Origin of the sequence: Pseudomonas sp. JH-2 (assembly GCF_036231725.1) — a bacterium.
GTDB classification, from domain to species: Bacteria; Pseudomonadota; Gammaproteobacteria; order Pseudomonadales; family Pseudomonadaceae; genus Pseudomonas; species Pseudomonas delhiensis.
In genome coordinates this window covers 1-22,202 of sequence record NZ_JAZAQP010000010.1, presented here as the reverse complement: position 1 = coordinate 22,202, position 22,202 = coordinate 1, and the positions used below count along the sequence as shown (strand labels likewise).

22 protein-coding genes, 1 tRNA gene and 1 pseudogene are annotated in these 22,202 nt (G+C 66.2%); 7 read left to right on the top strand and 17 right to left on the bottom strand.

Annotation, left to right across the window (positions count from 1 at the left end; all coding sequences use genetic code 11):
• The first annotated feature begins 84 nt into the window (after nt 1–84).
• The gene (locus VV867_RS09470) at nt 85–1,146 is read left to right on the top strand and encodes an ABC transporter substrate-binding protein (RefSeq protein ID WP_328566222.1); all 1,062 of its coding nucleotides are present in this window, start codon (nt 85–87) and stop codon (nt 1,144–1,146) included.
• 782 nt (nt 1,147–1,928) lie between these two features.
• Here the strand turns inward: VV867_RS09470 and VV867_RS09465 are convergent.
• Complete coding sequence (locus VV867_RS09465) at nt 1,929–2,849, bottom strand: LysR family transcriptional regulator (protein WP_328566221.1); 921 nt, start codon at nt 2,847–2,849, stop codon at nt 1,929–1,931.
• 345 nt (nt 2,850–3,194) lie between these two features.
• Between VV867_RS09465 and VV867_RS09460 the strand changes: the two genes are divergently transcribed.
• From VV867_RS09460 to VV867_RS09450, 3 genes are all read left to right on the top strand, one after another.
• Nucleotides 3,195–5,594, top strand: a complete 2,400-nt coding sequence (locus tag VV867_RS09460) for a TonB-dependent receptor (RefSeq protein ID WP_328566220.1) — start codon at nt 3,195–3,197, stop codon at nt 5,592–5,594.
• A gap of 70 nt (nt 5,595–5,664) precedes the next feature.
• Nucleotides 5,665–6,567: a TauD/TfdA dioxygenase family protein gene (locus tag VV867_RS09455; RefSeq protein WP_328566219.1), complete on the top strand. Its 903-nt coding sequence runs from the start codon at nt 5,665–5,667 to the stop codon at nt 6,565–6,567.
• A gap of 191 nt (nt 6,568–6,758) precedes the next feature.
• On the top strand, nt 6,759–7,655 hold the full coding sequence (locus VV867_RS09450; RefSeq protein WP_328566218.1) for a TauD/TfdA dioxygenase family protein: 897 nt from the start codon (nt 6,759–6,761) through the stop codon (nt 7,653–7,655).
• Nucleotides 7,656–7,709: 54 nt separating this feature from the next.
• Here VV867_RS09450 and VV867_RS09445 read toward each other — a convergent pair.
• The 16 genes from VV867_RS09445 to VV867_RS09370 form a co-directional block, all read right to left on the bottom strand.
• Nucleotides 7,710–7,785 (bottom strand) — tRNA-Lys (locus tag VV867_RS09445).
• Between the two features lie 59 nt (nt 7,786–7,844).
• Nucleotides 7,845–8,519: a 7-cyano-7-deazaguanine synthase QueC gene (gene queC, locus VV867_RS09440; RefSeq protein ID WP_109935632.1), complete on the bottom strand. Its 675-nt coding sequence runs from the start codon at nt 8,517–8,519 to the stop codon at nt 7,845–7,847.
• 24 nt (nt 8,520–8,543) lie between these two features.
• Nucleotides 8,544–9,191, bottom strand: coding sequence for a 7-carboxy-7-deazaguanine synthase QueE (queE, locus tag VV867_RS09435; protein WP_089394032.1), 648 nt, complete (start codon nt 9,189–9,191; stop codon nt 8,544–8,546).
• Nucleotides 9,192–9,635: 444 nt separating this feature from the next.
• On the bottom strand, nt 9,636–10,460 hold the full coding sequence (ybgF, locus tag VV867_RS09430; protein WP_109935634.1) for a tol-pal system protein YbgF: 825 nt from the start codon (nt 10,458–10,460) through the stop codon (nt 9,636–9,638).
• Between the two features lie 6 nt (nt 10,461–10,466).
• A complete protein-coding gene (gene pal, locus VV867_RS09425) occupies nt 10,467–10,973 on the bottom strand; it encodes a peptidoglycan-associated lipoprotein Pal (protein WP_009616943.1) in 507 nt (168 codons plus the stop codon).
• A gap of 52 nt (nt 10,974–11,025) precedes the next feature.
• Complete coding sequence (tolB, locus tag VV867_RS09420) at nt 11,026–12,270, bottom strand: Tol-Pal system beta propeller repeat protein TolB (RefSeq protein ID WP_218281440.1); 1,245 nt, start codon at nt 12,268–12,270, stop codon at nt 11,026–11,028.
• 53 nt (nt 12,271–12,323) lie between these two features.
• Complete coding sequence (tolA, locus tag VV867_RS09415) at nt 12,324–13,373, bottom strand: cell envelope integrity protein TolA (protein WP_328566217.1); 1,050 nt, start codon at nt 13,371–13,373, stop codon at nt 12,324–12,326.
• Nucleotides 13,373–13,837, bottom strand: coding sequence for a protein TolR (gene tolR, locus VV867_RS09410; protein ID WP_089394036.1), 465 nt, complete (start codon nt 13,835–13,837; stop codon nt 13,373–13,375). The genes tolA and tolR overlap by 1 nt, the downstream gene beginning before the upstream one ends.
• Before the next feature lie 18 nt (nt 13,838–13,855).
• Nucleotides 13,856–14,551, bottom strand: coding sequence for a protein TolQ (gene tolQ, locus VV867_RS09405; protein ID WP_109935637.1), 696 nt, complete (start codon nt 14,549–14,551; stop codon nt 13,856–13,858).
• A gap of 1 nt (nt 14,552) precedes the next feature.
• A complete protein-coding gene (ybgC, locus tag VV867_RS09400) occupies nt 14,553–14,999 on the bottom strand; it encodes a tol-pal system-associated acyl-CoA thioesterase (protein WP_074981475.1) in 447 nt (148 codons plus the stop codon).
• Between the two features lie 52 nt (nt 15,000–15,051).
• Nucleotides 15,052–16,116, bottom strand: coding sequence for a Holliday junction branch migration DNA helicase RuvB (gene ruvB, locus VV867_RS09395; RefSeq protein ID WP_109935638.1), 1,065 nt, complete (start codon nt 16,114–16,116; stop codon nt 15,052–15,054).
• Nucleotides 16,117–16,119: 3 nt separating this feature from the next.
• Complete coding sequence (gene ruvA, locus VV867_RS09390; protein ID WP_043267535.1) at nt 16,120–16,725, bottom strand: Holliday junction branch migration protein RuvA; 606 nt, start codon at nt 16,723–16,725, stop codon at nt 16,120–16,122.
• Between the two features lie 26 nt (nt 16,726–16,751).
• On the bottom strand, nt 16,752–17,276 hold the full coding sequence (gene ruvC, locus VV867_RS09385) for a crossover junction endodeoxyribonuclease RuvC (protein WP_089394039.1): 525 nt from the start codon (nt 17,274–17,276) through the stop codon (nt 16,752–16,754).
• Between the two features lie 84 nt (nt 17,277–17,360).
• Entirely contained in the window at nt 17,361–18,107 is a 747-nt protein-coding gene (locus VV867_RS09380) for a YebC/PmpR family DNA-binding transcriptional regulator (protein ID WP_009616929.1), read from the bottom strand.
• A 65-nt stretch (nt 18,108–18,172) separates the two neighbouring features.
• Nucleotides 18,173–19,951, bottom strand: a complete 1,779-nt coding sequence (gene aspS, locus VV867_RS09375) for an aspartate--tRNA ligase (protein ID WP_328566216.1) — start codon at nt 19,949–19,951, stop codon at nt 18,173–18,175.
• A 43-nt stretch (nt 19,952–19,994) separates the two neighbouring features.
• A complete protein-coding gene (locus tag VV867_RS09370; RefSeq protein ID WP_328566215.1) occupies nt 19,995–20,258 on the bottom strand; it encodes an FmdB family zinc ribbon protein in 264 nt (87 codons plus the stop codon).
• Nucleotides 20,259–20,475: 217 nt separating this feature from the next.
• On the opposite strand from VV867_RS09370, the gene VV867_RS09365 reads away from it, so the two are divergent.
• The 3 genes and pseudogenes from VV867_RS09365 (at nt 20,476) to VV867_RS09355 (ending at nt 21,759) form a co-directional block, all read left to right on the top strand.
• Nucleotides 20,476–20,946, top strand: coding sequence for a Dps family protein (locus VV867_RS09365; RefSeq protein ID WP_109935642.1), 471 nt, complete (start codon nt 20,476–20,478; stop codon nt 20,944–20,946).
• Between the two features lie 216 nt (nt 20,947–21,162).
• Nucleotides 21,163–21,468: pseudogene (locus VV867_RS09360) on the top strand (cold shock domain-containing protein membrane protein); the annotation flags it as partial.
• A 60-nt stretch (nt 21,469–21,528) separates the two neighbouring features.
• Nucleotides 21,529–21,759, top strand: coding sequence for a cold-shock protein (locus tag VV867_RS09355; RefSeq protein WP_134163507.1), 231 nt, complete (start codon nt 21,529–21,531; stop codon nt 21,757–21,759).
• Nucleotides 21,760–22,202 lie beyond the last annotated feature (443 nt).

Genomic DNA, 22,202 nt, shown 5'->3' with positions numbered 1-22,202 from the left:
TTAAAAAATGAATTTTTATTATTTTATTAATCGGCCGCGACCTGCCTTAGTGCCCCTCCCATTCCCCCGCAGGAGGCAGGCGCCATGAAGGCCCTCACCCACCAGTTGCTGTCGCTCTTCGCCGCCCCGGTGCTCGCCGGGCTGCTCGGCGCCTACGCCCCGTTCACCAGCGCCGCCGAGGCGCCGAAGGAAATCCGCATCGCCGTGCCCGACGTGGGCGCCGGGCAGAACCATTCCGGTGGCGGCATCGTCGACGTGCTCTATACCCGCAAGCTGCTGGAGAAGGAGTTCGCCAACGACGGCATCGAGATCAAGTGGACCTACTTCAAGGGCGCAGGCCCGGTGATCAACGAGGCCTTCGCCAACGGCCAGGTGGACTTCGCCTACCTCGGCGACCTGGCCGCCATCATCGGCAAGGCCAGCGGTCTGGACACCCGCCTGCTGGCCGCCACCGGGCGCGGCGTCAACCACTACCTGGGCGTGCAGCCGGGCTCGGGGATCAAGACCCTGGCCGACCTCAAGGGCAAGCGCGTCGGTCTCTTCCGCGGCACCGCCAGCCAGCTGTCGTTCGACAACGCCCTGGCCAGCGTCGGGTTGGGCGAGAAGGACCTGAAGGTCATCAGCCTGGACTTCAACGCATCGCTGGCCGCCCTGGCGGCCAAGCAGATCGACGCCACCTGGGGCCTGGCCGGCCTCTTCGCCCTGCGCGAGAAAGGCCTGGCGGAAATCCCCCTGAGCACCCGCGACCTCGGCGGCGCCGGCACCCTGCAGGCGGTGCTGGTAGGCAATGGCGCCTTCGTCGACGCCCACCCGGAGATCACCCAGCGCCTGCTCAAGGTGGAACTGCAGGCCCTGGCCTGGGCCGGTGCCGAAGCCAACCACGCGGCCTTCATCGACCTGGTGTCGAACCAGGCCGGCTACCCGCCGATCATCCTGCAGACCGAATACAAGGACCGCCCGCTGGCCGACGCCCTGTCGCCGCAGCTGGACGCCGGCTTCCTCGGCCAGCTCGACGCCTCCATCCAGGCCGCCAGGCAGTACGGCCTGATCCGCCGCGACTTCAAGGCCGCCGACTGGGCCAAGCCGGACTACCTGGCAGCCGCCGCCAAGCTGGCTGCGGCACAGCCGGTGGCGCAGGTGCAGTGATCCCGGTGCCGCCGGGTAGCCCTGGGCAGCCTGCGACCATGCCCGACCGTAGGGCGTATAACCGTTCGCGGTTATCCGCCGTTGGCCGTGCCGCCGAGGCGTCCTGCGTGGCCGGTGAATCCAATCGCGGACGGAGTCCGCTCCTACGACCGTGCTTCCTGGAACCGTAGGCGCGGACTCTGTCCGCGATCATGGCGGATAACGCCGTAGGCGTTATGCGCCCTACGGGGAGCCCGGGAGCTTCGCGGTTTCGCATCACGCCGAACGGTCCCCTCTCTCGCTTGCGGGGGAGGGTTAGGGAGGGGGCCGAGTCAGGGTTCGCGAGCAAGCTCGCTCCTACGAAAAGCAAAAGCGCTTTTGCTCTGGCGTTTGGACTTCCAGAGAAACAACCGAGCGCACCGGAACGCCCCTTCAGAAGGCCGAGCGAAACCGGCGCTCAGGAGGTCATGCGACATGGATGTCGCGAGAGCCCCGATGGGCTACAGGGACGTACCCTCGGGGCGGGCCTCCGTGGCGGGGGAGTTCGCGAGGGTAGCCCGGCTCCATCGGGCCCGTATGCGGGGCAAGCCTTTTTGGTTACTTTTGTGGCGTTTGACAAAAGTGACTCGCCCGAGGGGGCGAAACGAGAGACATCAACGCACTCGGAGCGGCGCGCTACACCAAGCCCCCAAGCCAATTGGGTTCCCGCGTTCGCGGGAATAGCGAAGGGGAGATCGGAGCACAGGCCCAAGGTTCGCGAGCAAGCTCGCTCCTACAGGATCACCCCCGCCCCGCCGGTCGCTTCACGCCACCGCGCTCCGCTCTTCCTCGTCCAGCTCCACCAACGTCTCGATCAGCGCCCGCGCCGCCGCCGAAAGGCGGTAGCCGGTACGGCTGACGATGCCGCAGCGCGCCTGCAGGCTGTCGATGTTGTGCGGCAGGTTGCGCAGGTGCAGGCGCGCCACCTCGCCGTTGGCCAGCGCCTGGCGCAGGCCGTCCTCGCTGCCCACGCCGATGGCGTCGGTCTGGCTGACGATGCGCACCAGCGAGCCCAGGTGCTCGCACTGGATGTTCGCCTGCAGGTCGCTCTTGCCACTGAGGTTGGCCAGCAGCTTGCGGATGCCCGGCGGCATCCGCGCGGAAGCCAGGGGATAGGCGAACAGGTCGTTGGTGGACAGGCTCTCCTTGGCCAGCAGCGGGTGCCCGGTGCGGCAGAAGAAGAAGCCCCGCCGCGGGCTCAGCGGCCGTGTCTGGAAGCCGGGGTCGGCCTCGAAGTGGCGGATGTCGGCGATGAAGAATTCGATCTCGTCGCGCAGCAGGCTGCGCGACAGGCGCTCCCAGTTGTCCACCTGGAAATTGATCTGCAGCCGCGGGTGGTGGCGGATCAGCCTCGCCACGGCGTCGGGTACCAGCTTCTGCGCCGGCGCCGGCCCGCAGCCGAAATGCAGTTCGCCGGCATCCAGCTTGTTCAGCTGGGTGATTTCCTGGGTCAGGTTGGCCGCGCCCTGCACCAGGCGCAGCGCGTGCTGCAGCACCACCTGGCCTTCGGGCGTGGGGCGCAGCTCCTTGCTGCCGCGGTCCACCAGCTGGCAGCCCAGCTCCTGCTCCAGGCCCTGGATGCTGCGGCTGAAGGCCGGCTGGGTGATGCCCATGGCATCGGCCGCGCGGACGAAACTGCGGTGTTCGGTGAGGGCGATGAAGTAACGCAGTTGGCGCAGATCCATGATGCTTTACCGGCATTGAAAATATTGGACAAAGGCATTTGCCGTGGGGGATGCGCTGGTTTTAAATGCAAGCTCTTATTCCGTCAACGAAGAATAAAACTTAAATTTATTCTTTTAAGAAATAAGAATATGCCCCTCGACCAGGAGCCCCCGATGGCCTTGCACCCTTTCGCCCCGCGCCTGCTGCCGGCACGAATGCTTCCGCCTCGCGGCTGTAGCCGCTGAATGCCCGGCGTCGCCCAGACGCCCACCGAATCGAAGAGAGCCGTTCACGCCATGCCTTGCATGGCACGGCCCCCTGTTGCCCGCACCCAGCCGGGCAGTGCCTGATGCAAGGAAAAAACCATGAGCCTGAGTGCCTCGCTGCAATCCCCGTTCACGCCCCGCCCCGGCCGAACCCGGCCCGGCGCCCCCGACTACGCCCTGGTCCTGCTGCTCGCACTGGGCGGCGCGCTGCCGCTGCAGGCCGCCGAGCAGGATGACACCACCGGCGCCACGCCCGAGGCCGCCAGCGCCGCCGACAAGGACACCACTACCCAGGCCACCGCCCTGGGCAAGGTCACGGTCACCGCCCGGCGCCGCGAGGAAGACTCGCAGAAGGTGCCCACGCCCATCACCGTGCTCGACGGCGCCACCCTGGAGAACCAGCGCATCACCAAGGTGCAGGACCTGCAGCAGGTGCTGCCCAGCGTGAACGTCGCCTACATCCACGCCCGCCAGTCGAGCATCGCCGTGCGCGGCATCGGCAACAACCCGGCCAGCGACGGCCTGGAAGGCTCCGCCGGGGTCTACCTGGACAACGTCTACCTGGGCCGCCCGGGCATGGCGGTGTTCGACCTGCTGGACATCGAGCAGCTGGAACTGCTGCGCGGCCCGCAAGGCACCCTGTTCGGCAAGAACACCACCGCCGGCGTGCTCAACATCAGCACCCGCGCGCCGACCTTCACCCCCGAGCGCACGGTGGAGGTCTCCGGCGGCCAGGAAGGCTACTTCCAGGGCCGCGGCACCGTCTCCGGGCCGCTCACCGACGAGCTGGCCGGGCGCGTCTCGGCCTACCGCACCCGCAGCGACGGCTACATCACCAACATCCACGACGACAACAAGCTCAACGGCGGCGAGCGCCAGGGCATCCGCGGGCAACTGCTGTACAAGCCCGGCGAGGACTTCAGCCTGCGCTGGATCAGCGAGTACAACGAAGAGGACTCCAGCAACGGCAGCATGGTCGTCTACGGCGCCGCACCGCGCTTCTGGCAGCGCGCCGCGCTGGTCGGCGCCTCGCCGATCGCCGACCCGGACCGGCACAAGGTCAACATCGACAGCCGCCAGCACGTCAGCGTGCACCAGGGCGGCAGCTCGGTGGAGGCCAACTGGAAGCTGGCCAACGACTTCACCCTGACCTCCATCAGCGCCTACCGCTTCTGGAACTTCACCCCGGCCAACGACGAGCAGCTGAACGTCTCGGCGATCCGCAACACCGGGGTGGCGGTGCGCGACCGCCAGTTCTCCCAGGAGATCCGCCTGGCCTCGCCCACCGGCGGCGCCTTCGACTACGTGGTCGGCGCCTACGCGTTCAACCAGAACCTGGGCAACAAGACCTTCACCGACTACGGCCCGCTGGCCGACAGCTACCTGCTGGGCACCAACCTCAACGCGCTGAACAACGCCTCCAGCAAGGCCAACGGCAAGATCGAGACCGACAGCTTCGCGCTCTTCTCCCAGGGCACCTGGCACCTCACCGACAAGCTCGACTTCACCGCCGGCCTGCGCGGCACCTACGAGGAGAAGGACGCCAAGGTGAAGCGCTACGCCCCGGTGGGCGGCGCCCCCGTGACCGGCGCCGGCGCGGTGGTGCGCAACGGCCAGCTGGGCGCCTACGACTCCGGCGACCTCAGCGTGTACAGCTTCGCCCCCTCGGCGCTGCTCAGCCTGAGCTACCAGTTCAGCGACGACCTGCTGGGCTACGCCTCGCTGTCCCATGGCGAGAAGTCCGGCGGGGTGAACCTGGCGGTGGCCAGTGCGCCGAGCGCCGGCGCCGACTCCCTGCTGGTCGGCCCGGAGCGGGCCAACGACGCCGAGCTGGGCCTGAAATCGACGCTGTTCGAGCGCCGCCTGCAGCTCAACGCCAACCTGTTCTGGACCGGCATCCACGGCTACCAGGCCACCACCCTGTACCAGCCGGCCGGCTCCTCCCAACTGGTGCAGGTGCTCTCCAACGCCGGCAGCGTGCGCTCCCGCGGCCTGGAGCTGGAGGCCACCGCCTTGCCGATCCGCGGCCTGACGCTGAACTTCAACGGCTCCTACAACGACGTCACCTACCTGTCGTTCAAGGACGCCCCGTGCCCGGCGGAGATCAGCACCCAGCCCGGAGCCCCGGCCAGCTGCGACCTCACCGGCAAGCGCGTGGTCGGCGCCTCGAAATGGATCGCCAACCTCAACGGCGAATACAAGTGGCAGCTGGCTAACCGCTTCGAGCCCTACGTCAACGCCAGCTATTCGTACCGCTCCGAGGCCGAGGGCACCCTGGACGACTCCGACCTCTCGAAGATCCCCGGCTACGGCCTGGCGAACTTCTCCGTCGGCGTGCGCCACGACCTCGGCGACGGCCAGCTGGACGCCTCGGTCTGGCTGAAGAACGCCTTCGACAAGGACTACTACCTGGCCGCCTTCGCCAGCATCAACGGCTCCTACACCGCCTCGGTGGGCCAGCCGCGCACCCTGGGCGCCTCGGTCCGCTACGACTTCTGATCCCACTCACCGCGCGGCGCAGTCCCGCGCGGCCCCTTGCAGTACCACCTACAGCAATGAGGAAAACCAGATGAGCAACGCAGCACACGCCGTACAACCCGCCGTACGACTCGACATCCACCCGGTGGCCGGGCGCATCGGCGCCGAGATCCGCGGGGTGACTCTGTCCGGCAGCCTGGACGCCGCCACGGTCGAGGCCATCCAGGCCGCCCTGGTCGAGCACAAGGTGATCTTCTTCCGCGGCCAGGGCCAGCTCAACGACCAGGGCCAGGAGGCCTTCGCCAAGCTGCTCGGCGAGCCGGTGGCGCACCCGACGGTGCCGGTGCGCGACGGCACCGAGTACCTGCTCGAACTGGATGGCGCCGAAGGCCGCCGGGCCAACTCCTGGCACACCGACGTGACCTTCGTCGAGGCCTACCCCAAGGCCTCCATCCTGCGCAACGTAGTGGCCCCGGAAGCCGGCGGCGACACCGTATGGGCCAACACCGCCAGCGCCTACGACGACCTCACCGACGAGCTCAAGGCGCTGGCCGACAAGCTCTGGGCCGTGCACAGCAACGAATACGACTACGCCGCGGCCAAGCCCAACGCCGACCCGGCGCGCCTGGAGCACTACCGCAAGGTGTTCACCTCCACCGTCTACGAGACCGAGCACCCGGTGGTGCGCGTGCACCCCATCAGCGGCGAACGCAACCTGCTGCTGGGGCACTTCGTGAAGCGCCTGAAGGGCCTGTCGCAGCACGACTCCCAGCACCTCTTCGCGGTGCTGCAGAGCCACGTCACCCGCCTGGAGAACACCGTGCGCTGGCGCTGGCAGGCCGGCGACGTGGCCATCTGGGACAACCGCGCCACCCAGCACTACGCGGTGGACGACTATGGCACCCAGCCGCGCATCGTGCGCCGCGTGACCCTGGCCGGCGAGGTGCCGGTGGGGGTGGACGGGCAGCGTAGCCGGACCGTCAAGAAAATCTGAAAGCACACCCTCTCCCTAACCTCTCCCTGAAGGGAGAGGGGACTGGATCGGCGTGAAGCGAAACCATGGTTGGATCCTGCAGACGCGGTAGCAGGACAGCACAGAAGACGCGCTTCGCACGGATACCCCCTCTCCCTTCAGGGAGAGGGCCGGGGAGAGGGTGACCCAAGCCTGACACGGAGAACCAAACCATGAGCCAATCCGCCGCCCTCAAGGCACCGCAAGAAACCCCGATCGAACCCTTCGCCATCATCCCCCTCGACGCCCCGCTGGGCGCCGAGGTCCGCGGCCTGGACGCGCGCCAGCCACTGACGCCGGAGCAAATCCTGGCGATCAGGCAGGCCCACCGCGAGCACCACATCCTGATCTTCCGCGACCAGCAGCTGGACGACGAGCAGTACCTGCGCTTCGCCACCCTGTTCGGCGCGGTGTTCCAGCCGCCGGCGGACGTGCCGGTGCTGTCCTCCGGCGCCGACGGCAAGGCCCCGGACATCGTCAAGGTGGCCAACACCGGCGATGGCGAGCTGGGTAACTTCGCCCTGCCCGCCCACGTCGACCACCAGTGGACGCCGCTGCCCTCCTCCGGCTCCTTCCTATACGCCCTGGAAGTGCCGAACAGCGGTGGCGAGACGCACTTCACCAACCTGGCGCTGGCCTATGAAAGCCTGGACGAGGCCACCCGCCAGGAGATCGACGGCCTGCGGCTGATCAACTACAACCCCTTCGTGCGCCTGAAGAACGGCTACGCCGGCGGCTTCGTCACCTACCGCACCCCGGACATCGAGCCGATCCAGGGCACCGAGCACCCGCTGGTGCGCACCCACCCGGAAAGTGGCAAGCGCGTGCTCTACCTCAGCGTGCACACCGAGGTGGAAATCCCCGGTCACGAGCCGCAGCAGGGCAAGGCGCTGATCGAGCGGCTGCGCGCCCACCTGCAGCGCCCGGAGCTGAGCTACACGCACAAATGGAAAGTGGGCGACATCGTCTGGTGGGACAACCAGGCCACCCTGCACGGCCGCAACGCCTTCCCGGCCAGCGAGCGGCGGCGCCTCAAGCGCATCAGCCTGGGCGGCAGCCGGCCGTTCTGAGTTTTTCGCGGGCAAAGAAAAAGCCCCTGGCCTATGGCCAGGGGCTTTGCGAAGTGGTGGGTCGTGTAGGATTCGAACCTACGACCAATTGGTTAAAAGCCAACTGCTCTACCGACTGAGCTAACGACCCAACGCGAGGCGTATAATACTGATTTCTAACGCAAAAACAACACCCTTACGAAAAATTTTTCAGAAATATCTCGTAGGGTCGGAAATCCCCGCCGAGGCGAAGCCTTCCGAACGCAGGCGGCAGCTGTCGCACTTGCCGCAGGCGCGGCCTTCGCCGTCCGCCTGGTAGCAGCTAACGGTCAGCGCGTAGTCCACGCCACGGGCCACGCCAGCCTGGATGATCTGTGCCTTGGAAAGGAACTGCAGCGGCGCCTGGATGCGGAAGCCGTCGCCCTCGACACCGGCCTTGGTGGCCAGGTTGGCCATGCGCTCGAAGGCCTCGACGAACTCGGGGCGGCAGTCCGGGTAGCCGGAATAGTCCACGGCGTTGACGCCGATGAAGATGTCCCGCGCACCGAGCACCTCGGCCCAGCCCAGGGCCAGGGAAAGGAACACGGTGTTGCGCGCCGGCACGTAGGTGACCGGGATGCCCTCGCTGGGCGCCTCGGGCACGGCGATGCTGCTGTCGGTCAGCGCCGAGCCGCCGATGCCGTTGAGGTTGAGGCCGATGACCTTGTGTTCCACCACACCCAGCTGGCGGGCGACGCGCTCGGCGGCCTGGAGTTCGGCGCGGTGACGCTGGCCATAGTCGAAGCTCATGCTGTAGCAGGCATAGCCCTCGGCCTTGGCCATGGCCACCACGGTGGCGGAGTCGAGCCCGCCGGAGAGCAGGATGACGGCTTTCTTCTGAGTCATGTGATTACCCTTCCCGTCCGCGTCTCAGCGACCCGGTTCGTCGTTCCAGAGGAGCTTGTGCAGTTGCATCTGGAAGCGCACCGGCAGGTTGTCGGCGACTATCCAGTCGGCCAGCTCGCGCGGCGCCAGCTGGTGGTGGCTCGGCGAGAACAGCACTTCGCCGGCACGCTCGTCGAGGCGGTACTCGATCAGCTTGGAGACCGCCCAGTCGTAATCCTCGCGGGAGCAGAGGACGAACTTGACCTGGTCGTTGCCGGTGAGCTGGGCGATGTTCTCGTAGCGGTTGCGGCGCACCTCGCCGGAGCCCGGGGTCTTCAGGTCGAGCACCCGGCTGACGCGGCGGTCGGTGGCGGAGATGTCCAGCGCGCCGCTGGTTTCCAGCGACACCGCATAGCCGGCATCGCACAGGCGCTGCAGCAGCGGCAGGCAGTTGGGCTGCGCCAGCGGTTCGCCGCCGGTGACGCAGACGTGGCGCGGCCGGTAGCCGGCGACGGTTTCGAGGATGCTGTCCAGGCTGCGGATCTCGCCGCCACTGAAGGCGTAGGCGGAGTCGCAGTACTGGCAGCGCAGGGGGCAGCCGGTCAGGCGCACGAACACGGTCGGCAGTCCGACGGTGCGCGCTTCCCCCTGCAACGAGTAGAAGATCTCGGTGATTCGCAGGGTCTGTTGCATATCAGCCACGGGCGTGACGGCTGTACAGGCCATCCGCCTCCGTTGCGGTGTAATGAGCGAACGCGACAGGCGTCCGGGAACCCCGGGCGGGCAGACATCAGCCGAGCTGAAACCGCTCCGCGGCTCCGGGTGGCGGCGATTCTAGCGAAAAAACCGGCGCCCGGCGCGGAATGTTGTTCATTCGGGCGATGGTGGGGTTCAACGCAATCGCGGACGGAGTCCGCTCCTACAGTTCCAGGGAGGCTCGCTCCTGGCCGGTGACGTAGGAGCGAGCCCTGCCCGCGATTCGCGAGCAGGGCGCGCTCCTACAAGGGGATGACGTGGGTGGGGCGGCGTAGGGTCCGCGATCGGATTTACCGGCCACGCCGGACATCCCGGTAGCAATGAAAAACGCCGTTTCCCCCTGCTGGAAGAAACGGCGTTTTCAGATGAGCGACAAGAGGCTTACTTGAGGCTCTTCAGGTCACGCTGGGCCAGTTGCGCGGCGGAGCTGCCTGGGTACTGGGCGACCACCTGCTGGAGGATGCCGCGGGCCTTGTCGTTGTTGCCCAGGCGGCGTTCCACGTCGGCCAGCTTGTACAGCGAGTCCGGCACCTTGGGGCTGCTCGGGTAGGCCTGGCTGACCTTGGCGAAGGCCTGGCCGGCGCCCTGCAGGTCGCCCTTGGCCAGGTTCACCTCGCCGAGCCAGTACTGGGCGTTGCCGGCGTACTGGCTGCCGGGGTACTTGCGCAGGAAGGCGCCGAAGGCCTGGCTGGCCTTGTCGAAGTCCTTGGCCTTGATCAGGTCGAAAGCCGCGTCGTAGTAGAGCTTTTCTTTCGCCGGATCGCCCGGCTCGCTGCTCGCGGGCTGGGCCTGTTGCTGCTGGGCGGCTGCGGCGCCGGCCGCTGCGCCCGCACCGGCGGCGCTGCCGTCGGTGGAGGAGTTCTGTGCCGCCGGAGCGGAGGAAAGGCGACGGTCGAGGTCCTGGTAACGCTCGAGGCTTTCCTGCTTCAGCTGCTGGATCTGGTTCTGCTGCTCTTCGAGGGTGCCACGCAGGCGGGCGATCTCGTCCTGCATCTGCTGCAGTTGCAGGAACAGCTGGGCTTGCCCGGAGACGGGAGCGGCCGCAGCCGCCCCGCCACCGGCATAAGCACCATCAGTGCCTGCGGTGCCGTACCCCGCGGGCGGCGCGCTGGCGTAGCCGCCATCGTTACCATCCACCACCGGAACCGCGGCCGCCGCCATCAGCGGCAGGCCGCAGACCATCAAGGTCAGAAATCGCAGGCGCATAGGGTCTTACTTCTTCAGCTCGACGCGACGGTTCTGAGCCCAGGACTGTTCGTCGTGGCCGGTGGCAACCGGACGCTCTTTACCGTAGGAAACCAGCTCCAGCTGAGCCGGGGAAACACCCTGCAGCACCAGGTAGCGCTGAACGGCCTTGGCGCGACGCTCGCCCAGAGCCATGTTGTACTCGCGGGTGCCGCGCTCGTCGGTGTGGCCTTCCAGGACAACGTGCTGGCCGCTGCCTTTGAGGTCTTTGGCGTGTACGTCCAGAGCGCGCATGGCTTCCGGCTTCAGGTCGGAGCTGTCGTACTCGAAGTAGAAGGTGGTGATCGCACGCAGGGCGGCTTCGTCGCTCAGGCTGCCGTCAACGGCACCGCTGTTGGCGCCGTAGCCAGCGTTCGGGTCAACGCCGCCATTGGCGCCTTCACCAGTAGCATCGCCTTTCTTGGACGAGCAACCTACGGCTACGGCCATGGCGAGGGCGATAACGGCAAATTTGCCGAATTTCAGCATTTCCATCATGTAACTCCTAATGAACCCCAGTGTATAAGTTTGAAACAGTTGGCAACCGTCAGTTCAGGTAAGGGGACCAGGAAGGCTCGCGCACGTCGCCCTGAGCGGTGGGTAGCGGTAACCGAACACGTCCGTTGATGCTGGTCAGCATCAACACGCCCCGGTCCTGCTGGCGGGACGCGTATATTATCATCGTGCCATTTGGCGCGACAGTGGGCGAGTCGTTAAGGGTTGTGTTCGAAAGTACCCGCAGATTGCCGCGTTGCAGGTCCTGGGCGGCGATCTGGAAGTTGGTGAAACCTTCCTGGCGGTGGACCATCACCAGGGTCTTCTCGTCGGCCGAGAGTTTCGGGTTGGCGTTGTAGTTGCCGGTGAAGGTCACGCGGTCGGTAGCGCCGCTGTTGACGTTCATCTTGTAGATCTGCGGCTTGCCGCCACGGTCCGAGGTGAAGTACAGGGTCGAGCCGTCCTTGCCCCAGAAGGGTTCGGTGTCGATGGCCGCGTTGTTGGTCAGGCGGCGCAGCTGGCGCGAGCCCAGGTCCATCAGGTAGATCTCCGGGTTGCCGTCGCGCGACAGCACCAGGGCCAGGCGGTTGCCGTCCGGGGAGAACGCCGGGGCGCCGTTGAGGCCCTCGAAGTTGGTCAGCTGCTCGCGGCGGCCGGTGTCGACGTACTGCATGAAGATGCGCGGGCGCTTCTGCTCGAAGGACACGTAGGCGATGCGGCGGCCGTCCGGCGAGAAGCGCGGCGAGAGGATCGGCTCGCGCGACTGCAGCAGGGTCACCGGGCGCGCGCCGTCGTAGTCGGAGCGCTGCAGGGTGAAGCGGGTGTTGTCGGCGGAGAAGCGCTCGGCGGTCACGTAGAGCAACTTGGTGGAGAAGGCGCCCTTGATGCCGGTGAGCTTCTCGAACGACTGGTCGGCGATGAAGTGCGACATGTCGCGCAGTTGCTCGACGCTGCCGCCGACACTGCCGGTGACGATCTGCTGCTGGGTGGCGACGTTGAACAGGCCGTACTGCACCTGCAGGCGGCCGCCGGCCGGGGTGATGTTGCCGATCAGCACGTATTGCGCGCCGAGGGCCTGCCAGTCGCGGTAGATCACCTCGCTGGCCTGGGCCGGCAGGCTGATCATGTTCTGCCGCGGGATCGGCTCGAAGTAGCCGGAGTTGCGCAGGTCGTTGCCGATGATGTTGGCCATGTCGTCGGGCAGGACGTTGCCACCCTGCCAGCCGAAGGGCACCACGGCGATCGGCACGGCCCGGTCGGCCCCGCTGGTCACCAGAATGTTCTTCTCATCTGCCATCGCTACGCCTGCCACGCAGAGCAGGGCGACGAGCAATCCTCTGAAAATCTTGATCACAGCGTGAGGTCCTCAGGCGTGAAGGTCATCTTGAAGGAACGGTAGGGATTGAAGTCCTTGGGACTCAGGCCCTGCATTTCAGTAATGCGACCGACGTTCCTCACGGCGTTCACCGCGGAACTGTCGAACGCCTTGTCGCCGCTGGAGCGGACGACGGTCGCATTGGTGATGGTGCCATCGGGCAGCATGCTGATCTGCACGGTAACACTCATGCCGTTGCGGGCCGATGGCGGACGCGACCAGCCCTCGGATACCCGGGAGCGGATCAGGTCGTCGAAGTTGCCTGCCACCTCGTTGCCCTGTTCGTCGGCCAGGGCCTGCTGGCGCTGCGTGTCGTCGGACAGCAGTTCGGCCAGGGCCTGGGCCTTCTTGTCTTCCTGAGCCTTCTTCGCCGCAGCCTGGGCAGCGGCCTTCTTCTTCGCGGCGTCGGCGGCAGCCTTCTTCTTGGCGTCCTCCGCGGCGGCGAGTTTCTTGGCCTGCTCCTCGGCTTTCTTCCTGGCCTCTTCGGCGGCCTTCTTCTTGGCCTCCTCCGCGGCTTGTTTCTTGGCTTCTTCCTCGGCTTGCTTCTTGGCCTCTTCCTCGGCCTTCTTCTTGGCGATGTCGGCCTGCTGCTTCTGCGCAGCGGCCTTGGCCTCGGCCGCCTTCTTGGCGGCGTCTGCGGCCTTCTTCGCCTCGGCTGCCTTGGCTGCTTCCGCAGCTTTCTCGGCATCCGCAGCCTTTCGAGCCTCATCGGCTTTCTTTTGTTCCGCAGCTTTCGCCGCGGCTACGGCTTCCTGCTCGACCTTCTTTTGCTCCAGCTGTTCCTGTTCGTACTGCTTGGCAGAGGTCTTCTTCGCCTCCCCGGCGATCTTCTGGTTGGTCTGCTGCGTGGCCTGGCTCTTGGATTTGAGCTGGTAGAGCGTAGCCTGGACGATCGGACGCGCAGGCGGCAGCTCGGGCGTCATGGCCCAGCTGACGAAGAGCATCGCGAAAATCAGGACGTGCAGCGCTACCGCCAGTACGACCGGCCAGAAGTAGCTTTCCGATGGGGAGTGTTCGCGTTGCATCAAGTTCCGGGCGCCTCGGTAATCAGCCCGACGTTACCTACGCCGGCCTTCTGCAATCCGCCCATGACAGCCATGACGGAGCCGTAGTCGACAGCCTTGTCGCCACGCACGAAGACCTGCACTTTCTTACCCTGACTGCTGTTCTGGGCCAGGATGGCGGTTGCCGCACTGACCAGTTGGTCCAGCGCCACCGCGGTCTGACTGCCCTTGCCCTGGTCGGGGTCGACTTCCGAACCCATGTTCCAGTAATAGGTCTTGTCGGCCTTGATCGAAATGGTCAGCACCCGCGAGTCGTTGTCCTGCGGGAGCACTTCGCTGGAGACCTTGGGCAGGTCGACCTTGACGCCCTGGTTCAGCATCGGTGCGGTCACCATGAAAATGACCAGCAGTACCAGCATCACGTCGATGTATGGCACCACGTTCATTTCAGCGACCGGCTTGCGTTTATGACGGACCCTTGCCATGTCGGCTCACCTCTCTGGTCAATCGTCGCTGGCGTGGACTTTGCGGTGCAGGATGGCCTGGAACTCGTCGGCGAAGGTGTAGTAGCGGCCGATCAGCATTTCCGAGCGCGCGGCGAAGCGGTTGTAGGCGATGACTGCGGGGATCGCGGCGAACAGGCCGATGGCGGTGGCGACCAGGGCCTCGGCGATGCCGGGGGCGACGGTGGCCAGGGTGGCCTGCTGCACGGCGGCCAGGCCGCGGAAGGAGTTCATGATGCCCCAGACGGTGCCGAACAGGCCGATGTACGGACTGGTGGAGCCGACGGTGGCGAGGAACGGCAGGCTGGTTTCCAGCTTCTCTTCCTCACGGGAGATGGCCACGCGCATGGAACGGGCTACGCCTTCCATCACCGCGTCCGGGTCGACGCCGGACTGCTGGCGCAGGCGCGAGAACTCCTTGAAGCCGGCACGGAAGATTTGCTCCACGCCCGAGTCCGGGTCGGGGTTGCTGCCGGCCTGGCGGTACAGCTTGGACAGGTCGATGCCCGACCAGAAGCGTTCTTCGAAGCCATCCAGGGCTTTCTTGGCCGAGCGCATCATGTTGCTGCGCTGGAAGATCATGATCCAAGAAGTGACCGAGGCGGCCACCAGGGTGAGCATGACCAGCTGCACCACGATACTGGCGTTGCTGATCAGGCTCCACATGGAGGTATGGTCGACGACGTTCGGTTCCACGTTATTCTCCTGCTGAAAGGGTGTCCGGAGTGCCGGCAAATGCCGCACGCAACACTTCGGGGATGGCGCGGGGCCTGAGGTTGTCAGCCCGTACGCACGCCACCAGGAAGCGGCCTTCGCATAGCAAGGCCGAATCCGACGCTCGACGAACCTGTTGACGGAAACGCAGGCTCGCGCGGTTCAACTCCTCGACCTCGGCGCTGACGACCAGCTCGTCGTCCAGACGGGCCGGCGCGTGGTAGCGCGCTTCGGCCGAATGAACGACGAAAAGCAGGTTCTCACCTGCCAGCTGGGATTGGGCGAAGCCCAGAGCCCGCAGCCGCTCGGTGCGAGCCCGCTCCATGAACTTGAGGTAGTTGACGTAGTAGACGATGCCGCCCGCATCGGTGTCCTCGTAATAGACCCGGAATCGATGCTCGAACGGCTGACCCCCGTGTTGCGCGCGCATACTCTAGAACCAAGTTGGGGCTTTGCCAATCGGCAATCAGCCACAAATGCAATTAATTACCATCTTCAGACGAGAAAAGATCCGGCATCGCATCCTCCCCCATCCGCTTCGGCAGTTTCAGACCGAAATGCAGGTAGGCATGCCGGGTGACGACCCGTCCCCGCGGCGTGCGCATGATATAGCCTTGCTGGATCAAATAGGGCTCCAGCACGTCCTCGATCGTATGTTTTTCTTCGCCGATGGCCGCGGCGATGTTGTCCAGCCCCACCGGCCCGCCGTCGAACTTGTCGATCATGGTCAGCAGTAGACGCCGGTCCTGGTGGTCGAAGCCACGCTCGTCGACGTCCAGCAGGTTCAGCGCCTTGTCCGCCACCTCGCTGCTGATCGCGCCGCTGGCGCGCACCTCGGCGAAATCGCGCACGCGGCGCAGCAGGCGGTTGGCGATGCGCGGCGTGCCACGGGCGCGGCGGGCGATCTCGAAGGCCCCGGCCGGGTCCATGTCCAGGCCGAGGATGCCGGCCGAACGGGCGACGATGGTCGCCAGGTCGTCGACGCTGTAGAACTCCAGGCGCTGGACGATGCCGAAGCGGTCGCGCAGCGGGTTGGTCAGCATGCCGGCGCGGGTGGTGGCGCCGACCAGGGTGAAGGGCGGCAGGTCGAGCTTGATGGAGCGCGCCGCCGGCCCTTCGCCGATCATGATGTCGAGCTGGAAGTCTTCCATCGCCGGGTACAGCACTTCTTCGACGATGGGCGAGAGGCGGTGGATCTCGTCGACGAAGAGCACGTCGCCCGGTTCGAGGTTGGTCAGCAGCGCCGCCAGGTCGCCGGGGCGCTCCAGCACCGGGCCGGAGGTGCTCTTGATGGCCACGCCCATCTCCTGGGCGATGATGTTCGCCAGGGTGGTCTTGCCCAGGCCCGGCGGGCCGAAGATCAGCGTGTGGTCCAGGGCCTCCTTGCGGCCGCGGGCGGCGCTGATGAACAGCTCCATCTGCTCGCGCACGCTGGGCTGGCCGATGTAGTCGGACAGGCTCAGCGGACGGATGGCGCGGTCCAGCTGTTCCTCGCGCTCGCGAGGGCCGGCGGTGGCGGCCGAAATCAGGCGATCGGTCTCGATCATGGATCAGACCATGCCCTTGAGCGAGCGGCGGATGAGTTCTTCGCTGGACAAATCTTTTTCCTCCACGGCGGCCACGGCGCGGCTCGCCTCCTGGGGCTTGAAGCCTAGCGCGATCAGCGCGCTGACGGCATCCGCCTCGGCGCTTGAGACTGTTGCGGCCAGTTTCGGTTCCGTCACCAGGGGGGCGATGGTCGGCATGTTCTCCCAGGCCTTGAAGCGGTCCTTGAGCTCCACCAGCAGGCGCTCGGCGGTCTTCTTGCCGACCCCGGGGATCTTCACCAGGGTGGAAGTATCCTGCGCCTGCACGCAACGCACCAGCTCATCCACTTCCAGGCCCGACATCAGGGCCAGCGCCAGCTTGGGGCCGACGCCGTTGAGCCGGATCAGCTCGCGGAACAGCTCGCGCTCGCGCTTCTCGGCGAAGCCGTAGAGCAGGTGGGCGTCCTCGCGCACCACCAGGTGCGTGTGCAGGGTCACCGGCTCGCCGAGGGCGGGCAGGCGATAAAGGGTGGTCATCGGCACTTCCAGCTCGTAGCCGATGCCGTTGACGTCGAGGATCAGGTGCGGCGGCTGCTTTTCCGCCAGGGTGCCACGCAGGCGTCCAATCACGGCTCAGGGTCCTTGCAGGTTGTCGGTTACAGGCGCAGGCGCCCGCCGCGACGGCGCGCCGTCGTCAGGCCATGGGGCACCAGGCTCTGCCGGGTGTGGGCGTGGCACAGGGCGATGGCCAGGGCGTCGGAGGCGTCGATCTGCGGCTTCTGCGTCAGCTTCAGCAGGTGCATGACCATCATCTGGACCTGCAGCTTGTCGGCCCCGCCGGTACCGGCGATGGCCTGCTTGACCTGGCTGGCGGTGTATTCGGCGATCTCCAGCCCCTCCTCCGCCGCCGCCACTATGGCCGCGCCGCGGGCCTGGCCGAGCTTGAGCGCGGAGTCGGCGTTGCGCGCCATGAACACCTGCTCGATGCCCATCATGGTCGGGTGGTAGGTCTGGATGACCTCGCGCACGCCGCGGAAGACGATCTGCAGGCGCTCATGCAGGGCGCCGCTGCCGGTGCGGATGCAGCCGGAGGCGACGTATTCGCAGCCGCGGCCGGTGTCCCTCACCACGCCGAAGCCAGTGATGCGCGAGCCGGGGTCGATGCCTAGGATCAGGGTCATATGCCGGAAACCAGAAGCAGGAAGCCGGAGCGGTCGAATCCGACGGCTCCGGCTTCCGGCCCGAGGCCCCTGTCGGGGATGGTGTCAGCCAAGCTGCGCCATCACCTCTTCGGGGATGTCCGCGTTGGAGTAGACGTTCTGCACGTCGTCCAGGTCCTCGAGCATGTCGATCAGCTTGAGCACCTTCTGCGCGGTCTCCAGGTCCAGGGTAGCGGTGGTCGAGGGGATCATCGAGATCTCCGCTTCCTCGCCCTTGAAGCCGGCGGCGGTCAGCGCCTCGTTCACCGCGATGAAGTCGGCGAAGCTGGTGAAGACGTCGATGGAGCCGTCGTCGTTGGTCACCACGTCGTCGGCGCCGGCCTCCAGGGCCGCTTCCATCAGGGCATCCTCGTCGACGCCGGGGGCGAAGCTGATCTGCCCCTTGCGGTCGAACATGTAGGCCACCGAGCCATCGGTGCCGAGGTTGCCGCCGCACTTGCTGAAGGCATGGCGCACTTCCGCCGCGGTGCGGTTGCGGTTGTCGGTCATGGCCTCGACGATGATCGCCACGCCGCTGGGCGCGTAACCTTCGTAGGTCAGTTCCTCCATGTTGTCCGCGTCGTTGGAACCCGCGCCACGGGCGATCGCGCGGTCGATGGTGTCGCGGGTCATGTTGGCGGTCAGCGCCTTGTCCACGGCCAGGCGCAGACGCGGGTTGTCAGCCGGGTTGCCGCCGCCCTGCTTGGCGGCGACCGTCAGTTCGCGGATCAGCTTGGTGAAGATCTTCCCGCGCTTGGCGTCCTGACGCTCCTTGCGGTGCTTGATGTTGGCCCATTTGGAATGACCAGCCATAACTCACTCCGTCTAGCTTGTTGCGGCGGCGGCGCAGGGGTTGCGCCGCCGCGGTTCGTCTGGAATTACTCGGCGGCCTTCTGCTGCTCGCGCAGGCGGATGTGCAGCTCGCGCAGGGCCTTGCCGTCCACGGTGCCCGGCGCCTGGGTCATGACGTCGCCGGCGCTCTGGGTCTTCGGGAAGGCGATCACTTCGCGGATCGACGCGGCGCCGGTCATCAGCATCACCAGGCGGTCCAGGCCGAAGGCCAGGCCACCGTGGGGCGGCGCGCCGTACTTGAGGGCGTCCAGGAGGAAGCCGAACTTCTCTTCCTGCTCGGCATCGTCGATGCCCAGCACGCGGAACACCGCCTGCTGCATGCCCTTGTCGTGGATACGGATGGAGCCGCCGCCCAACTCGGTGCCGTTGAGCACCATGTCGTAGGCGCGGGACAGCGCGCTGGCCGGGTTGGCCTCCAGCTCTTGCGGGCTGCACTTGGGCGAGGTGAACGGGTGGTGCAGCGAGGTCAGGCTGCCGTCGTCGTTCTCTTCGAACATCGGGAAGTCCACGACCCACATCGGCGCCCACTCCTTGGTGAGCAGCTTGAGGTCATGGCCGACCTTGATGCGCAGGGCGCCCAGGGCGTCGCAGACGACTTTCGCCTTGTCGGCGCCGAAGAACACGATGTCGCCATCCACGGCGCCGACGCGATCGAGGATCACGTTCAGGTTGGCCTCGGGGATGAACTTGACGATCGGCGACTGCAGGCCCTCGACGCCCTTGGCGCGCTCGTTGACCTTGATGTAGGCCAGGCCCTTGGCGCCGTAGATGCCGACGAACTTGGTGTAGTCGTCGATCTGGCTGCGCGGCATGGCGGCGGCGCCCGGCACGCGCAGGGCGGCGACGCGGCCCCTGGGATCGTTGGCCGGGCCGGAGAAGACCTTGAACTCCACGTCCTTCAGTTGGTCGGCGACGTCCACCAGCTCCAGCGGGATGCGCAGGTCCGGCTTGTCCGAACCGTAGCGGCGCATGGCCTCTTCGAAGGGCATGTGCGGGAATTCGTCGAACTCGACGTCCAGCACTTCCTTGAACAGCTGGCGCACCATCTTCTCGGTGATGGCGATGATGTCGCTCTCGTCGAGGAAGCTGGTCTCGATGTCGATCTGGGTGAATTCCGGCTGGCGGTCGGCGCGCAGGTCCTCGTCGCGGAAGCACTTGGCGATCTGGTAGTAGCGGTCGAAGCCGGCCACCATCAGCAGTTGCTTGAACAGCTGGGGCGACTGCGGCAGGGCGAAGAAGTGGCCCGGGTAGGTGCGGCTGGGCACCAGGTAGTCGCGCGCGCCCTCGGGGGTCGGGCGGCCGAGGATCGGCGTCTCGACGTCGAGGAAGCCGTTGTCGTCCAGGTAGCGGCGGATGCTGCTGGTGATGCGCGCACGCAGCTTCAGCTTGGCGGCCATTTCCGGGCGGCGCAGGTCGATGAAGCGGTAGCGCAGGCGGGTTTCCTCGCCAACATCGGAATATTCGTCCAGCGGGAACGGCGGCGTCTCAGCCTGGTTCAGCACTTCCAGCTCGTAGCCCAGCACCTCGATGGCGCCGGAGGCCATGTTCGCGTTGACCGCGCCGGACGGACGCGGACGCACCTTGCCGGTGATCTTCACCACGTACTCGCTGCGCACGCGGTCGGCCTTGGCGAAGGTTTCCGCGCGATCGGGGTCGAACACCACCTGGGCCAGGCCTTCGCGGTCACGGATGTCGAGGAAGATCACCCCGCCGTGGTCGCGGCGGCGGTGCACCCAACCGCAAAGCGTGACTTCCTGGCCGTCCAGGCTCTCGTTCAATTGGCCGCAATAGTGGCTGCGCATCATGGTGTGTTTCGCTTCTCGCAAGTCTTGGATTCGAGGGAACCGCTCATTCGCCGACGGCACAGGCGCCCGAGCCGCAGCCCGTGGCGGGGCAGGCGGACTCGGCGGACGCCAGGTTCTTCTTCGCGCCGGTCTTGAAGTCGGTTTCGTACCAGCCGCCGCCGCTCAGGCGGAAACCGGGGACGGAGACCATCTTCTTCAATTCCGGGGCCTGGCAGGCCGGGCAATCGACCAGCGGCGCATCGCTGAGCTTCCGCATGGCTTCCAGCTGATGGCCGCAGGAACGGCACTGGTATTCGTAAATCGGCATCGGGACACCTTGGCTGCTATCTGGCCGCGGGCCCGCATCCCGCGGCAAAGGCGCGGATTATAGCCTGAAAAAACCATGACTTGCAGCCGCCCTCCGGCGGCCGCCGCGTCGCAGCCCCTGATAGAAATCGACTATCGGATGCTTTGATTCAAACCAGGATGGGCGCACCCGCGTGCGTGATAGCCTGACCTGGAATTTTCACCAAGAGGAAGACGCCATGGAAATCGACATCGGCATCGCCGAACAGGACCGCGCCGCCATCGCCGAAGGGCTCTCGCGCCTGCTGGCCGATACCTACACCCTCTACCTGAAGACCCACAACTTCCACTGGAACGTCACCGGGCCGATGTTCAACACCCTGCACCTGATGTTCGAGGGGCAGTACACCGAGCTGGCCCTGGCGGTGGACAGCATCGCCGAGCGCATCCGCGCCCTCGGTTTCCCGGCGCCGGGCACCTACGCCGCCTACGCCCGCCTTTCCTCTATAAAGGAAGAGCAGGACGTGCCGGACGCCCAGGAAATGATCCGCCTGCTGGTCCAGGGCCAGGAAGCCGTGGTGCGCACCGCGCGCAGCATCTTCCCGCTGGCCGACCAGGCATCCGACGAACCCACCGCCGACCTGCTGACGCAACGCATGCAGGTCCACGAGAAGACCGCCTGGATGCTGCGCAGCCTGCTTGCCCACTGAAACCACCCCACCGAGCCCGGCATCACGCCGGGCTCACCTCCCCCGCCCAAGGCGCTAAGCGGTTGATTTGAGAAGGTTACCGGTTTGCTGTTAAATACCGCCCGTGCGCACCGCGCATAGGCTGCCGGCCTCTTTCAGGTCATCTTCATCGCTGCGAACCAGACCGCCCGACCGGCTGCTTCTCTTTACGCTTACCGCTCAAGGTGAATCCATAACATGCTGAAAATCGTCCACCTGCTGACGGGCGTTGCCGCCCTCGTGTTGTCCTTCGCGCCCTCGCTGCGCGCCGATGCCATCCCCTACCTGCAAAATGCCGATGCCGTCTACCTGGCCCTGCTCGGCCTGACCGCCCTGCTGCTCACCCCCGCCAGCCACCGGGTACAACAGCTGCAGAGCCTGGTATCGGCGCTGATCGCCCTGGCCGTGGTCCTGCAGATCCTCATCCTGCTGGCCCCGCTGCCCTCCATCGGCGACCAGCCCGCCATCGTCCTGCCCCTGCTGATCCTCGCCATCGCCGTGGTCCTGCAACTCGCCGGCCGGCTGCAGAAGCGCCCCAGCGCGAGCGCAGAGCCCGAAGCCCCGATCAGCGACGAGAACCGCGAGACCGGCACCGTGAAGTGGTTCAACACCTCCAAGGGCTTCGGCTTCATCTCCCGCGACACCGGCGAGGACATCTTCGTGCACTTCCGCGCCATCCGCGGCGAAGGTCACCGCATCCTCATCGAGGGCCAGCGCGTGGAGTTCTCCGTGGTGCAACGCGACAAGGGCCTGCAGGCGGAGGACGTGATCGCCGCCCTGCCCGGCCGCCGCTGACGGGCAAGCAGAAACGCGGAAGCCCGTTGATGGGTGTAATGCTGCTTGCTTAAAACAGGATGCCGTTTCTTCTTATGGGGAAACGGCATTTTCATGTGGGGTGGGGTCATGGTTCTGCTCGCAGGGCCTTCACCCCTTGTCCCGACCTCATGCTCCGCCCCCTCGTCATTCCCGCGAATGCGGAAACCCAAGGATGTCGGGTTTGGGTTTAACGCGCCGCTCCGAGTGCTCGGATGTCTCTCGTTTCGCCCCCTCGGGCGAGTCACTTCTTTCAAACGCCAAAGAAGTAACCAAGAAGGCTTGCCCCGACATACGGGCCCGATGAAGCCGGGCTACCCTCACGAATTCCCCCGCCACGGAGGCCCGCCCCGACAGCACGTCCCTGTGCTGATCGGGGCTCTAGCGACATCCATGTCGCATGACCTCCTGAGCGCCGGTTTCGC